Consider the following 14,382-nt stretch of genomic DNA (forward strand, 5'->3'; position numbering starts at 1 on the left):
CGACCGTCCCGCCAAGGTTTAAGGGGCGCGGCTTCAAAGCTGGTGCGTCGCGCCGCTATTCCTTTTGATCGAAATTTAGAGGTTTTCATGGCGAACACGCCGCAGGCCAAAAAGCGTATCCGTCGCAACGAACGTCGCGCCGTCATCAACGGCAACCGCGTCAGCCGCATCCGTACCTTCGTGAAGAAGGTCGAAGCCGCCCTGGCCGCCGGTGACAAGGAAACCGCGACGGTCGCTCTGGCCGCGGCGCAGCCCGAAATGGCGCGTGGCGTTGCCAAGGGTGTGCTGCACAAGAACACCGTGGCGCGCAAGTTCTCGCGCCTGACCAAGCGCATCGCCGCGCTGGCCTAAGCCTCTCAAAGCGACGAACGAAACCCGCCGGGGGCGGTCCCCCGGCGGGTTTTTTCGTGCGCCTGTCCCGGGTTAACGCATCGATTCCGTATCGGGCGTCGGGAACAAATCCGCGCTTTGCCGAACCCTAGGATTCTCCGCGATTCGACTAGATCGGGTCCGGGGAAGGCTTTCGTGCGCCTTGGTTAATTTGTAGCGATTTCAGTGGGTTAAGAGATAATTGGACGGGTTTCTGCGGGCTTTTGCCTGTCAATCCGGTTTATTTCAGATTTATGGCCGGACACGGTCTTGATCAGACCCCACCATGGCTCATAATCGGTATCCCAGCAGCGGCGTTACGTCGCCGCGTCATGGAAATAGCAAGGTGACAGGACCGGGCCGAATCCCCTCGATTCGCTCCAGGGATGTCCTGTCGCCAAGTGAAACAGGGTCGGCCGTCAGCGGCGGCCGGTGAGTATGGAGTGCGCGGGTGACGAATTGGCAGGCAACGCGACCGACGTCGGACCAGGCTCGTGCCTGGGCGCGCGTCCGCGCGAACCTGCGCGAATCGGCAGGGGCGCGGCTGTTCGACCAGTGGCTCAAGCCCATGGAACTGATCGAGGGCGATGAGCCCGATACGGTCCGCCTGGCGCTTCCCTCGGCCTTTGCGACCAACTGGGTGCGCAGCCATTATGCGGACCGGCTCCACCTGGAATTCAAGGCGGTGCTGCCCGAGGTCCGCTCGGTCGTCATCGAAACCCGCGCGCCCAGCCGCACCGCACGGCTGACCAGCGCGGACACGCTCGACGTCGTGACCCCGCTGCGTGCGGTCGCCGCGCCGCGTGTCGAGGAGGCCGCGCCGCCCGCCGAGCAGCCGTCGCTGTTCGCGGTTCCGGCCGAGCCGGTGGCCGCGCCGCCTGCGCCGTCGCGGGCCCGCGCGCCGCGTGCGGCCCCCGCCGCCGCGCCGCATCCGGTCGCGCAGGAGGCCGCTCCCGCGACCACCGCCACGCCCGCGATTCGGGTGACGAGCGACCGCCCGCCGCTCGACCCGCGCCTGACCTTCGACCGATTCGTGGTCGATTCGTCGAACCGGGTCGCGTTCAATGCGGCGCTGTCGCTCGCCGAACCGGGCCCGCCGCGCTTCAGCCCGCTCTTCCTCCATGGCGGCACCGGGCAGGGCAAGACCCACCTGATGCATGCCATCGCGCATGCCTTTCTCGAATCGCATCCCGAGGCGGTCGTGCTGTGCATGTCGGCCGAGCGGTTCATGTTCGATTTCGTCGCCGCGATGCGCGCGCGCGATACGCACAGCTTCAAGTCGCGGCTGCGCTCGGCCGACCTGCTGCTGATCGACGATCTCCAGTTCATCGCGGGCAAGGATTCGACGCAGGAAGAATTCTTCCACACGGTCAACGAGCTGGTCGGTGCGGGCAAGCGGCTGGTCATTTCGGCCGATCGTTCGCCCCAGTCGCTCGACGGGGTGGAGCCGCGCATCATCGGTCGCCTGGGCGCCGGGCTGGTCGCCGACATCAAGGCGCCCGACCTGACGCTCCGCCGCACGATCCTGAACCGCAAGGTCGCCGACCTGCCCGAGAATGTCCCGAACGACGTGCTCGACCTGCTCGCCTCGCGGATTCGTGGCAATATCCGCGAGCTGGAGGGCGCGCTGAACCGCGTCGTCGCCTATGCGCAGCTGACTGGCGACAAGATCGACCTGGAATTCGCGGTGGCGACGCTGGGCGAGGTGCTGCGCGGTGCCCAGCGGCGAATCACCATCGACGAGATCCAGAAGCTGGTGAGCCGCCATTTCGAGCTCAAGCCGCTCGACCTGGTCTCGGCCCGCCGCGCCCGCGCGATCGCGCGCCCGCGCCAGATCGCCATGTATCTCGCCAAGCGCCTGACCACCCGCTCGCTGCCCGAGATCGGCCGCAAGTTCGGCGGGCGCGACCATTCGACCGTGATCTATGCGGTGCGCAAGATCGAGGAACTGCGCGATACCGACCGCGATATCGACAATGCGGTGCGGGTGCTGATGAAGGAACTGGAGGGCTGAGGTTCCGCCGGGCGGGGCGGGGGCGTGGCCTTCGACTTCGCTCAGGCTGAACGGAGCGAGGGAAACAAGCCCCGTGCCAACAGCCGTTCAGCCTGAGCGAAGTCGAAGGCCACGCCCGTTCATTCACCCCAGATCGGCCAGCACACGCTCGAGCGTCGGCGCCCGCTCATAGCGGATCACCCGTTCCCCGACGGCTTCCAGCACCTGCAAGATCCCCGGCCGCACGGCGCGTCGCCATCGCCAGCCATATAGCAGGAACGCCAGATCCAGCCGTTCGGGGCATCCGGGCGCGCTATCGGGCCGGACCTGCCCTCGATAGCGTGCCACGCGCCGCAGGACACGCGGCATGGTCACGCGGCGCGGCAGATCGAGCAGGATGATCCGATCCGCCCGTGCCAGCCGTTCGCCAATCGCAGGCCCATGGCGGGCATGGGAATAATTGCCGTCGATGACCCATCGGGGCTGCGCGGCGATCGCCGCCAGATCGGCGATGAACGCCTCCCTCGGCCGGGCGACCCAGCCGGGACCATGAAACAGCGCATCGGCGTGCCAGACGGGCAGGTCCAGGCGTTCGCCCAATTGCCGGGCCAGCGTCGACTTGCCGCTACCCGGCGGCCCCATCACCATGATGCGGGTGACGGGGCCGGGGGGCATCAGATTTGCAGGCCCATGGTCCGCTGCACGTCGAGCAGCATCGGCGCGGCCAGATCGCGCGCCTTCTCGGCGCCGCGTTCCAGAATGCGGCCCACCTCGCCGCGATCGTCGAGCAACCGGGTCAGCCGCTCGCGGATCGGGCCCAGCGTCGCGACCGCCAGATCAGCCAGCTCGGGCTTGAACGCGCCGAAGCCCTGGCCCGCAAACTGCGCCAGCACATCGGCGGGCGCGCGGTCCGCCATCGCGGCATAGATGGTGATCAGGTTGCGCGCCTCGGGGCGGCCCTCCAGCCCCTCCAGCGTCTCGGGCAGCACGTCCGGGTCGGTCTTGGCCTTGCGGAATTTCTCGGCGATCTGGTCGTTGCTGTCGATCAGCTTGACCAGCGACATCTCCGACGGGTTGGACTTGGACATCTTGGCCGATCCGTCGCGCAGGGACATGATGCGCGGCGCGGCGGCGCTGATCAGCGGTTCGGGCAGGGTGAAGACCTCGCGGCCATAGTCGTTGTTGAACTTGGTCGCGATGTCGCGGGCCAGCTCCAGATGCTGCTTCTGGTCCTCGCCCACCGGCACATGGGTGGCGTTGTAGAGCAGCACGTCGGCCGCCATCAGCACCGGATAGTCGTACAGGCCGACGCTGGCCCCCTCGCGGTTCTTGCCCGCCTTGTCCTTGAACTGGGTCATGCGGTTCAGCCAGCCGACCCGCGCGACATTGTTGAGCAGCCAGCCCAGCTCGCTATGCGCGGGTACGCGGGTCTGGTTGAACAGGATCGAGCGTTCGGGATCGATCCCGGCCGCGATCAGGGTCGCGGTCATCTCGATCGTGTTGGCCGCCATCGCCTCGGGCGCGATCCACTCGGTCAGGCCGTGCAGGTCGGCGATGAAGTACATCGTCTCGCCGCCCTGCGCCTGGATCTGGTCCTGCATCGCCACCCACTGCTTCACGGCGCCCAGATAATTGCCGAGATGAAGGTTGCCCGTGGGCTTGATGCCGGAAACGACGCGCATGATGGTCCTCAACTGTTGCGGCGAACGAGCCGCTTGATGTCCGCGATCCGGAAAGCGCCGGTCGCGAAGGTGGCCATCGCATAGACCAGCATGCCGGTGGCGACCAGTAGGAGGAGCGCACCCCAGCGTTCGAGGTTGGAGCCGGTCACATAGGGCTGGAACTGCGTGTTGAGCAGCGCCATCGCCGCGCCCATCAGCAACGCCGCGACCCCCATCCGCCACGCCCGGCGGCGCAGCTGCGCATCCGCGACGAAATGCCCGCGCTTCGACAGGGTGCGGTAGAGGAGCGCGACGTTCACAGTCGAGGCGATCGCGGTGGCGAGCGGCGGGCCCATATGCTTGAGCGGCCAGATCAGGATCAGGTTGAGCACCAGATTGACCAGCATCGACTGGGTGGCGAAGCGCACCGGCGTACGGGTATCGGCACGGGCGTAGAAGCCCGGCGTCAGCACCTTGACCAGAATATAGCTGGGCAGCCCGATCGAGAAGGCGGCCAGCGCCTGCGAGGTGTAGAGGCTGTTGGTCGCGGTGAACTTGCCATGCTGGAACAGCGCGGCGGTGATCGGCTGGCCGCAGACGATCAGCGCGACCGTGGCGGGCAGGGTGAGCAGCAGCGCCAGCTCCATGCCTCGGTTCTGCGTCTCCATCGCCTCGGCCTCCTTGCCCGCGCCCAGCAGGCGCGAGATGGTGGGCAGGAGGACGGTGCCCAGGCCGATGCCGATCAGCCCCAGCGGTAACTGGTTCAGCCGGTCGGCGGCGTAGATATAGGACACCGAGCCCGCAGGCAGGAACCGCGCCGCCAGCCCGGTCGAGATCAGCAGGTTGATCTGCACCGCGCCCGCCCCGGCGGCGGCGGGCAGGATCAGCTTGAGCAGCCGCTTGACGTCGTCATTGATCGTCGGCCGCTTCAGCCGCAACCTAACCCCGGCGCGGCGGCAGGCCCACCATAGCCAGACGAATTGCAGGACGCCCGCGGCCGACACCGCGATCGCCTGGTTGCGCGCGGTGGGCAGCGGATCATGCGCGTGGAACAGCAGAAGGGCCGCGATCAGCGTCAGGTTGAGCAGGATGGGGGCGGCCGCATTAACCCAGAAACGGTGCAGCGAGTTGAGGATGCCGCCCAGCAGCGACACCAGGCTGATGAACAGCAGATAGGGAAAGGTCAGCCGGTTGAGCAGCACGATATAATCGAACTGCGCGGCCGTCCCGTCGCCATAGCCGAAGGTCTGGAGCCAGGTGACGGGCCAGGCGGCGACCTCGACGATCGCGGTCATCACGATCAGGACGGGCAACAGCACCGACAGCGCATTTTCGGCAAAGGCCAGCCCCAGCGCCAGGCCGGAGCCTTCCGCCGCCTTGTCCCCCTCCGCCACCTTGCGGTTGAACATCGGGATGAAGGCGGCGGAAAAGGCGCCCTCGGCGAAGAGGGCGCGGAAGAGGTTGGGCAGGCGAAACGCGATCTGGAACGCGTCGGAGGCGAAGTTCGCGCCCACGAAGCGGAAGAACAGCGAGTCGCGAACCAGACCAAGCACGCGGCTGGCCAGAGTCAGCCCGCCGACCGAGCCCAGCGCCTTGGTCAGGTTCATCGATCAGTCCGGGTCAGGCGTGGCCGGTTTCCGGGGTGTTCGGCTGGGCCGTGCCCTGCGCTTCGGACTGCTGGACATAGAGCTGCGCGAAGTCGATCGGCTCCAGCATCAGCGGCGGGAAGCCGCCGTCGCGGACGGCATCGGCCAGCACGCGGCGCGCGAAGGGGAAGAGCAGGCGGGGCGCTTCGCCCAGCATGAAGGGCTGGATCTGGTCGACCGGCACGTTGCGGAAACCGAACAGGCCGGCATAGCTGAGGTCGACGATGAAGGCGGTCTTGCCCTCGGACTCGGCGCGCACCTCGATCTTCAGGACCAGTTCGTGCACTTCCTCGCCGACCTGCGACGCCGAGATGTTGAACTGCACGTCGATGCCGGGGGCGGCCTGCGCCTGGTAGATGCCCGGCGCGTTCGGGTTCTCGAACGACAGGTCCTTCACATATTGCGAGATCAGACCGGCGGCGGGGCCGCCATCCTCACCCTCGGCGGTCGGCGCTTCGAAGCCCTGCGGCAAACCCTGTTCGTCCATCGTCAATACCTTCTAGCGTAGCATAAAGGGGAAAAGGGAACCGAAAGGGCGGGTTCGCGCGTTCGGCCCAATGGCCGCTTCGCGTAGCAGCGGGTCGACGGGGATTCAACCTTGGCCTCTTGCATGGGCCGTGCGGGTTTCCATTGTCGGGCCGCGCGCCTATATCGGCCCTATTAGTGAAAGGCGCCTGCGTTGTTATTCTACGTCGTTCTTCTCGCGATGGTCGCGCTCTTCCTCGCGCTGAGGCTGTACAGCGTGCTGGGCAAGCGCACCGGTCATGAACAGCAGCCGCTGGCGCGCAGCGCCGACGATCGGGCCTTGCCGGTCACGCTGCCCCGCGCGCCCGAACCGGCGCAGGCGGCGATGCCGGTGATGAACCGCAACATCGATCCGCGCGCCGAACAGGGCCTGCGCGCGGTGATCGCGGGCGAGTCCGGTTTCGACGTGGCGCAGTTCCTGAACGGCGCGCAGGCGGCCTATCGCATGACGCTGGAAGCCTTTTGGAAGGGCGACGAGGATGTGCTGGCCGATCTGGTCGAGGCCGATGTGCTGGGCGCCTTTGCCGAGGCGATCGAACAGCGGCGCGCGGCGGGCCAGACGCTCGACAACCGCCTGATCCGTATCGAGAGCGCCAAGATCGTCGACGCGCAGGTGCAGGGCCGCGATGCGCGCATCACCGTCCGCTTCGATGCCGATATCGCCGCGATCACGCGCGATGCCGATGGCAACGTCATTGCCGGTTCGCTGAGCGACGCGGTCGAGACGCACGACGTGTGGACCTTTGCCCGGACGCTCAAGAGCGGCGATCCGAACTGGAAGCTCATCGACACCGACGAAGCCTGACGCGGCCATATGGGGGACAGGAAAGCGGTGAGGGGGCTGAGGCTCGCGGCGACGGTCGCGCTATCGTTGAGCTTGGCGGCCTGTGCCGGACGGATCGTGCCGCCGGGCGCGGCGGGTGAGGTGCCGTCGCGCGGACATGGGGTTCGGCCGGAGCCCGCCCGGCCCCGTGCCGGTGGCGCGGCGGTTCAGCCGGGCGGTCCCAGCGTGTCGCGCGTGCCCAATGGTCCGGCCCGGATCGTGGGAGCGACGCCGCTGCCCGCCACCCCGGTCGTGCCCGTTGCGGGCGCGCTGAACGCGGCGCAATCGGGTATCCTGGCCGGGCCGCCCGTCGCCTCGCTTCCCATCACCGAGCCGCAGGCGGAGGCCGCGCGCGCCGCCTTCGCGCTATCCTGCCCCGGCCTGATGCGGCGTACCGATGCCAGCGGCCTGACGCAGGGCGCCGACTGGCAACCCGCCTGCCAGGCCGCCGCCAGCGTACCGCCCGGGCAGGCCCGCGACTTCTTCGCGCGCTATTTCGAGGCGGTGCAGGTCGGCGACGGCCGCTCGCTCGCCACCGGCTATTACGAGCCCGAAATCGCCGGATCGCGCGACCGGCGCGCAGGCTATGACGTGCCGATCTATGCCCGGCCGCGCGACCTGATCGATGTCGATCTGGGCGCCTTCTCGACTGATCTGAAGGGCAAGAAGGTGCGCGGCAAGGTGCAGGGCAGCAACCTTGTCCCCTATGACGACCGCACCGCGATCGAGCAGGGATCGCTGGCGGGGCGTGCGCCGATCCTGGCCTGGGGTGCCGATCCGGTCGAGGTGTTCTTCCTCCAGATCCAGGGATCGGGGCGGCTGCGCCAGCCCGACGGGTCGGTCATGCGGATCGGCTATGACAGCCAGAATGGCCGCGACTATACCGGCATCGGCGCGCTGATGAAGGCGCGCGGGCTGCTGGGGCCGGGGCAGACTTCGATGCAGGGCATCGTCGCGTGGCTGCACGAGCATCCCGAGGAAGGCCGCGCGATCATGCGCGAGAATAAGAGCTTCGTCTTCTTCCGCGAGCTGAACGGCGCACCCCAGGGGGCGATGGGCTATGCGGTGACCGGGCAGGTCAGCGCCGCCGCCGATCCAAAATTCGTGCCGCTGGGCGCGCCGGTCTTCCTGTCGATGGACCGGCAGGACGTGACCGGCCTGTGGGTCGTGCAGGACACCGGAGGTGCGATCAAGGGCTCCAACCGCTTCGACACCTTTTGGGGCGCGGGCGACACGGCGCGCAGCGTCGCGGGCGGCATGTCGGCGCGCGGCACCGCGTTCCTGCTGCTGCCGGTGGGCACGCTGGCACGGGCAGGTTTGGCGAGCGCGAGCGGAACGCCCGGTGCGCCCCCTCAACGCTGACGAAGCGCAGCTCTGGGCGCGGGTGATGGAGACGGTGCGCCCTTTGCGCGCCGCCATCGTCCCCGCACGTCCTGCGCCGCCCCCGCCCAGCATGGAGGCGGTGTTCCACGAAACCCCCGGCGCGCCCAAGGTTCGTGTGAAGGGACGGGTACCGCCGCTGCGCCAGCCCGCGCCGCCGCCCGCCGCGCCAAAGAAGGGGCCGGGCGAGACGCTGGACGGCGGTTGGGACAAGCGGCTGTCGCGGGGCAGCGTGATGCCCGACAGCTCGCTCGACCTGCATGGCCATACGCTGGCCTCAGCGCATGCGCTGCTTGACCAGGGGCTGGGCCGGGCGATCGCGCGGGGGGACCGGGTGCTGTTGCTCGTCACCGGCAAGCCGCCGCGCCCCGAAAGCGAACGGCCCCATGCGCGCGGTGCGATCCGTGCGGCGATCAGCGACTGGCTGGGGGCGTCGCGCCATGCCGATGCGATCGCGGCGATCCGGGGCGCCCATCCGCGCCATGGCGGGCTGGGCGCGCTCTATATTGTGTTCAGGCGCCCGCGCGAGCGATGACACCGGCATAGATTCGGGTCAGCGCGCGCAGGTCGTCGACCGCCACCGCTTCGTCGACCTTGTGCATCGTGGCGTTCAGCAGGCCGAACTCGACCGTCGGGCACAGCTTCGACAGGAAGCGCGCGTCGGAGGTGCCGCCGGTGGTCGACAGCTCCGGCTCGATCCCGGTTTCGGCACGGATGGCCTCCGCGATCATCGCGGAGAAGGCGCCGGGCTGGGTCAGGAAGGCCTCGCCCGAGATGCGGCCCGTCACCTGCGCGGCGGGGGCGTGGCTCTGCGCGATCGCGGTGATCCGCTCGACCAGCGCGTCGCCGCTCTGTTCGTCGTTGAAGCGGATCGACAGCCGCGCCTGGGCCGAGCCGGGAATGACGTTGGTCGCCGGATTGCCGACATGCAGGTCGGTGATCTCGATATTCGACGGCTGGAACCAGGCATTGCCGGTGTCGAGCGTGATCCCCTCGATCTCCGCCAGCATCGCGACCAGCGGAGTGATCGGATTGTCGGCCAGATGGGGATAGGCGACATGGCCCTGCCGGCCGGGCACGGTGATCCAGATATTGACCGAGCCGCGCCGTCCGATCTTCATCATGTCGCCCAGCCGCTGGGTCGAGGTCGGCTCGCCGACCAGGCACAGATCGGGTGCGATCCCGCGCGCCGCCATCCGGTCGATCAGCGCGCGGGTGCCGTAGATGGCGGGGCCTTCCTCGTCGCCGGTGATGATCAGCGATAGGGGGATGGTCGCGGGGCAGGCGGCGACCGCCGCAACGAAGGCGGCGACCGCGCCCTTCATGTCGACCGCGCCGCGCCCGAACAACAGACCGTCGCGCACGTCCCCCGAAAAGGGCGAGCCCTGCCAGCCATCGCCCGCGGGCACGACATCGACATGGCCCGCAAACGCCAGATGGGTGCCGCTGCCGCCGCGCGTCGCCAGCAGATTCTCGACCGGACCGTCGGGGGCCTCGCCCGCCACGAAGCGATCCACCGCAAAGCCGAGCGGGGTCAGCGCCGCTTCCAGCACGTCGAACACGCTTCCCATCGCGGGCGTGACGCTGTCGGCGCGGATCAGCGCCTGGGCGAGGTCGAGAACTTCGGTCATGCCCGGCGGCATAGGCACCGCATGGCCGCTCGGCAATTCCCCGTTTGACGTAAAGCTCAAGGGCGACGGCTTGGACCCCTGCGCCGCCCGGCTTCGTTCTGTCCCCGGACAACAGGAGCGATGCGATGAACGATCCCGATCATAAGGGGCACAAGGCGGGTGGACGATTGCTGATGTGGCTGGTGATCGCGCTGGGGATTGCGGGAATCCTGCTCTACACCTTCAGCACGCGCGTAGCCGAACCGGCGGACGAACAGCGCGCGCCACTGAACGAGGTGCGGCCGACCGCGCGCTAGGTTCCGCCTCCGCTCGCGCCCTGTCGAGGTGCGAGCGGAGGGGCGGCGGTCACGCCACGGGCTGCTCGAACCGCTCGATCACCCATTCCTCTTCCTGCGCGGCGGCGATCCAGTCCTGCATGAAGGGATGGCGCAGCACCGCGTCCATATAGGGCACGGCGAAGCGCGCGACGGGCAGCTGATAGGTCACGATGCGGGTGACGACCGGCGCGAACATGATGTCGACCGCGCCGAACGCCCCGAACAGGAAGTCGCCCCCGCCGCCGAAGCGCGCGCGTGCCTGGGCCCATAGTTCCATGATGCGCTTCAGATCGACGATGACGTCCTCGTCTGGCGTTTGCGCTGCATAGACCTGGCGGATGTTCATGCTGTGCTTGCGGCGCAGCGCGACGAAGCTGGAATGCATCTCGGCCGCCATCGACCGCGCCATGGCGCGCGCGGCATCGTCCTGGGGCCAGAAACGGTCGCGGCCCACCTTGTCGGCCAGATAGTCGATGATCGCCAGGCTGTCCCACACGACCGCCTCGCCGTCCCACAGGATCGGCACCTTGCCCGAGGAGGGGGCGAACTCGGCACCCTCGCGGCGGCGGTCCCAATCCTCGTCATAGAGCGGCACGACCACTTCCTCGAACGCGATGCCCGACTGCCGACAGGCGAGCCAGCCGCGCAGCGACCAGGAGGAATAGGCCTTGTTACCGATGATCAGCTTCATAGGCCAAGGCGTAACCGGCCCGACGCGACGCCGCAACCACACAAAAAAGCCCGCCCGGAGGGAACCGGACGGGCCTTTTCGTTTCGGCCGGGGCCGATCAGAAGCGGGCGGTGGCCGCCACGCGGAAGAAGCGCCCGATGATGCCCGAATAATAGGGGCGGACGCCCGTGGTGCCGACCGGCAGCGGGTAAGGCGGCCGGGCGTTGAACACATTGTCCACGATGAAGCGCAGGTTGAACTGCTCGTTCACCTTCATGCCGACCGTGGTGTTGAACACCATCCAGTCGCTGGCACCCTTCACGTCGCGGGCATTGGCGGCCTCGTCCATGTCGAAGCGGACCTTGCCGGTATATTGCCCCTGGAACAGGACGTTGAAGTTGCGGCCCTCATAGGTGAGGTTCGCGGTGCCCGAATGGCGCGGATAGCCGATCTCACCCGCATTATGGTTGATGTCGCCGGTGCCGACCTGGGTCTGCAGCTTGTCGCGGTAGAAATAGTTGACCGACAGGCCGACGGTTCCTCCGTCGGTCAGCCCGACCCGGTCGAGCGGCAGGCGATAGGCGATGGTCGATTGCAGCCCGGCCGTCTCCAGCACGGCGGCGTTGTAATAGCCTTCGCGGATGGTCGTGATCTGCCCGTCGGCACCGCGATCCAGCAGGCCGCAGAACTGGTTGGGATAGCTCGACGAATCATAGCAGGCGTTCAGAATGTCCGTCCCGCCCAGCGAGGCAATGGCATCGTTCAGCTTGATGTTCACCCAATCGACCGCGATCGACAGGCCGGGGATGAAGCGCGGCTGCGCGATGGCGCCGACGGTCCAGCTGTCCGCCTTCTCGTTGCGCAGATTCGGGTTGCCCGCGACCGTGACCGGCACGGTGAAGTCGCTGAAGTTCGACGTGAAGCTGTCCGGATTGATCCCGGCGGCGACGCAGTTTGCGCGACGGACGGCGGGATTGGGACCATTGCCGACATAGCGGGCATCACACGGATCGTTGCCCGAATCGAATGCGCGCGAGGTCGGGTTGAACACCTCCGTGATCGCGGGCGAGCGGATCGAGCGGGTGAAGTTGCCGCGGAAGGTCAGCCCCTGGAAGAAGCCGACCCGGCCGCCGGCGGTCCAGGTCAGGTCGCCGCCCGACAGCGAGTTGTCGACATAGCGTGCCGCCCCGTCGAACTCGAGCGTCTTGAGCCAGCGCAGCTCGTTCTTGCTCGACACGAAGGGGACGACCAATTCGCCGAACACCTCGTTGGTGTGGAACTTGCCACGGATCGGGTCGATCGGGATGATCCGGCCATATTGGACACGGCTGCCGTCCGCCTGCGGCTCGCCATAATAATAGGTGCCGGGATCGAAGCGGGTCTTTTCCTCACGATGCTCGTAACCCAGCGACAGCGAGACGTCGTTGCCGAACAGCTGGAAGACCGGGCCGTTGATGTTGGCGTTGAGCACGATCTGTTCGTTGACCGAACGCGGCGTGGCGACCGCGAAGATATAGTCACGCGCCGCCTGGCTGGCCTGGCCGATGCCGAAGATGTTGAGGGGCGTGCAGCTCTGGTTCGCGGTCGGGATGGTCGCGTTCACGACGCCGGGGCGGCAGGTGATGTTGCCCGACGCATCGCGCACCGCGTCGATCGCATTGGCGAAATTCTGCTGCACCAGCTCGTAATTGCGGCCGTCGGTCTGCGAACGGCCATAAACGCCCGAGGCTTCCCATTTGAAATCGCGGCCGAGCAGCGGCACCGTGCCGTCGAACCCGCCGACGAAGCGATAGGTCTCGACCTTCGCCTCGGCGCGGCCCGTGGTCAGGTCGGCGAGCGCGCGGCCCAGATAGAATTGGTTCTGTCCTGCGGGCAGGTTGGCGGCAATCGTCGCGCGGTCGGCGGCGGACAGGAACGGATTGTCCAGATTGACGATGATGTTGCCGTCGGCCGTGCCCGCAGCGTCGAACAGCGCGGTGTTGTAATTCGGCTGGTCGATCAGGTTCACGCCCTTGCTGTGCGTGTACCAGGCCTCGCCGAAGAAGCGGATGCGGTCGCTGATCTGATAGCTGGCCTGCGCGCTGGCGATATAGCGTTCGGAATTGGTCAGCAGATTGTTCTGGAGCGGCAGGTTGAAGCCGTTGCCGCCGCTGCTGATGTAACCCTGGCGCATCGGCGTGCCGAGGTCGAGCGGAACGAGCGAGCCGTCCGCGCCGAACTGGAGCAGCTGGCCCGCTGCGTTGCGGATGCCCGACCGGCGGGCGAGATAGTCGTCCGCGCTGAACGGCACGCCGCCCACGGTGAATGCGCTGTAACGCTGCGACGGATAGAGGATGCGCTGGAACGGCGAGCTGGTATCGGTCGGCGTACCGAAGAAGCGGCCCTCGGCGGTCACTTCGCGATCGGCATAGGTCAGGCCGGTGACGCGGTTATACTCGCCCGAGATGGTGATGTTGCCGCGCCCGTCGGCGAAATTCTTGCCCGCCAGCACGCTCAGCCGCTGGTCGGGGGCGTCGCCCCGCTGCGAGACGCCTGCCTGGCCCTCGAGCTGAAGCCCCTCGTAATTGCGCTTCAGGATGATGTTGACGGTGCCCGCGATCGCATCCGAACCATAGATCGGCGCGCCGCCGATGGCGACGGTCTCGACCCGATCGACCAGCGTGGTCGGGATGTTGTTCAGGTCGACCTGCGTACCGGCCGAGACGGGGCCGAAGATGCTGGCGGTGTTCGACGACACGAAGCGGCGGCCATTGATCAGTACCAGCGTGCGCTGGGTGCCCAGGCCGAAAAAGTCGACAAAGGTCTGGGCGGGGCCGAAGGACGACTGGGCGCCGACGCCGCTATTGCCCGGAGGGCCGAAGGCGGGGATTTCGCTCAGCACCTGGCCGACATTGGTATAGCCGCGATTTTCGATCTGCGCCGCGCCCACGACCTGGGTCGGCTGCAAGGTTTCGAACTCGGGACGGGCGATGCGCGATCCGGTGACGACCACGTCCTGGCTGCCCGCCGCGTCCTGATCCGCCGGGCTATCCTGCGCGGTGGTGGTTTCCGGCGCGTTGGGGGGCAGGGTCTGCGCGGCGGCGGGGGCCGCAAGCAGAGTGAGCAGCGCGACGGCGCTGACGTCGCGCAAGGCGCGCGAGCGGATATTCCGGGACATGATACGCTTTCCCCATGTTATGGTCTTGTTTTCATGGGGCTATTCCTGCGTATGACAGGAGGTCAATAAAAGCGTCATATTTGCTGACATTTGTCAGGCGTCGCTGCATTTTTGCAACAATATCAGTTAGTTCGTCTCGGCCCGATCGACATTCAGCGATGCCTTTCCTTCCCTCGCCCCTCGCAGAGGGGAGAGGGTTGCGCAGACTTG

Annotated in this window: 13 protein-coding genes; 6 read left to right on the forward strand and 7 right to left on the reverse strand. The window is 67.4% G+C overall.

Translation table 11 applies throughout. The features are described from left to right. The first annotated feature begins 87 nt into the window (after positions 1 to 87). Complete coding sequence (gene rpsT / locus QE385_RS17625) at positions 88 to 351, forward strand: 30S ribosomal protein S20 (RefSeq protein WP_007404699.1); 264 nt, start codon at positions 88 to 90, stop codon at positions 349 to 351. Between the two features lie 469 nt (positions 352 to 820). After that, a complete protein-coding gene (dnaA, locus tag QE385_RS17630) occupies positions 821 to 2,383 on the forward strand; it encodes a chromosomal replication initiator protein DnaA (RefSeq protein ID WP_307104081.1) in 1,563 nt (520 codons plus the stop codon). A gap of 123 nt (positions 2,384 to 2,506) precedes the next feature. On the opposite strand, the gene QE385_RS17635 is transcribed toward dnaA, so the two are convergent. From QE385_RS17635 to secB, 4 genes are read right to left on the reverse strand one after another with little or no spacing between them, the layout of a single operon-like run. After that, positions 2,507 to 3,037 carry a topology modulation protein gene (locus QE385_RS17635; RefSeq protein ID WP_307104083.1) on the reverse strand — a complete coding sequence of 177 codons (531 nt, stop codon included), beginning with the start codon at positions 3,035 to 3,037 and terminating at the stop codon, positions 2,507 to 2,509. Next, positions 3,037 to 4,044: a tryptophan--tRNA ligase gene (gene trpS, locus QE385_RS17640; RefSeq protein ID WP_307104085.1), complete on the reverse strand. Its 1,008-nt coding sequence runs from the start codon at positions 4,042 to 4,044 to the stop codon at positions 3,037 to 3,039. The genes QE385_RS17635 and trpS overlap by 1 nt, the downstream gene beginning before the upstream one ends. 8 nt (positions 4,045 to 4,052) lie before the next feature. Further along, a complete protein-coding gene (gene murJ / locus QE385_RS17645) occupies positions 4,053 to 5,630 on the reverse strand; it encodes a murein biosynthesis integral membrane protein MurJ (RefSeq protein ID WP_307104087.1) in 1,578 nt (525 codons plus the stop codon). A 13-nt stretch (positions 5,631 to 5,643) separates the two neighbouring features. Continuing rightward, positions 5,644 to 6,156, reverse strand: a complete 513-nt coding sequence (gene secB, locus QE385_RS17650) for a protein-export chaperone SecB (protein ID WP_307104089.1) — start codon at positions 6,154 to 6,156, stop codon at positions 5,644 to 5,646. A 219-nt stretch (positions 6,157 to 6,375) separates the two neighbouring features. Between secB and QE385_RS17655 the strand changes: the two genes are divergently transcribed. From QE385_RS17655 to QE385_RS17665, 3 genes are read left to right on the forward strand one after another with little or no spacing between them, the layout of a single operon-like run. After that, complete coding sequence (locus tag QE385_RS17655) at positions 6,376 to 6,999, forward strand: Tim44/TimA family putative adaptor protein (protein WP_373424733.1); 624 nt, start codon at positions 6,376 to 6,378, stop codon at positions 6,997 to 6,999. 9 nt (positions 7,000 to 7,008) lie between these two features. Next, a complete protein-coding gene (locus QE385_RS17660; RefSeq protein WP_307104093.1) occupies positions 7,009 to 8,379 on the forward strand; it encodes an MltA domain-containing protein in 1,371 nt (456 codons plus the stop codon). A gap of 25 nt (positions 8,380 to 8,404) precedes the next feature. Beyond that, complete coding sequence (locus QE385_RS17665) at positions 8,405 to 8,932, forward strand: Smr/MutS family protein (protein ID WP_307104807.1); 528 nt, start codon at positions 8,405 to 8,407, stop codon at positions 8,930 to 8,932. On the opposite strand, the gene dapE is transcribed toward QE385_RS17665, so the two are convergent. After that, positions 8,910 to 10,028, reverse strand: coding sequence for a succinyl-diaminopimelate desuccinylase (gene dapE / locus QE385_RS17670; protein ID WP_307104095.1), 1,119 nt, complete (start codon positions 10,026 to 10,028; stop codon positions 8,910 to 8,912). The genes QE385_RS17665 and dapE overlap by 23 nt on opposite strands. A 125-nt stretch (positions 10,029 to 10,153) precedes the next feature. Between dapE and QE385_RS17675 the strand changes: the two genes are divergently transcribed. After that, complete coding sequence (locus QE385_RS17675) at positions 10,154 to 10,324, forward strand: hypothetical protein (RefSeq protein WP_307104098.1); 171 nt, start codon at positions 10,154 to 10,156, stop codon at positions 10,322 to 10,324. Positions 10,325 to 10,373: 49 nt separating this feature from the next. Here QE385_RS17675 and QE385_RS17680 read toward each other — a convergent pair whose 3' ends face one another. Then, positions 10,374 to 11,036 carry a glutathione S-transferase gene (locus QE385_RS17680; RefSeq protein WP_307104099.1) on the reverse strand — a complete coding sequence of 221 codons (663 nt, stop codon included), beginning with the start codon at positions 11,034 to 11,036 and terminating at the stop codon, positions 10,374 to 10,376. Positions 11,037 to 11,133: 97 nt separating this feature from the next. Next, the gene (locus QE385_RS17685; RefSeq protein ID WP_307104101.1) at positions 11,134 to 14,172 is read right to left on the reverse strand and encodes a TonB-dependent siderophore receptor; all 3,039 of its coding nucleotides are present in this window, start codon (positions 14,170 to 14,172) and stop codon (positions 11,134 to 11,136) included. Between the last annotated feature and the right edge of the window lie 210 nt (positions 14,173 to 14,382).

This window comes from Sphingomonas sp. SORGH_AS_0950 (assembly GCF_030818415.1).
Classification (GTDB): domain Bacteria; phylum Pseudomonadota; class Alphaproteobacteria; order Sphingomonadales; family Sphingomonadaceae; genus Sphingomonas.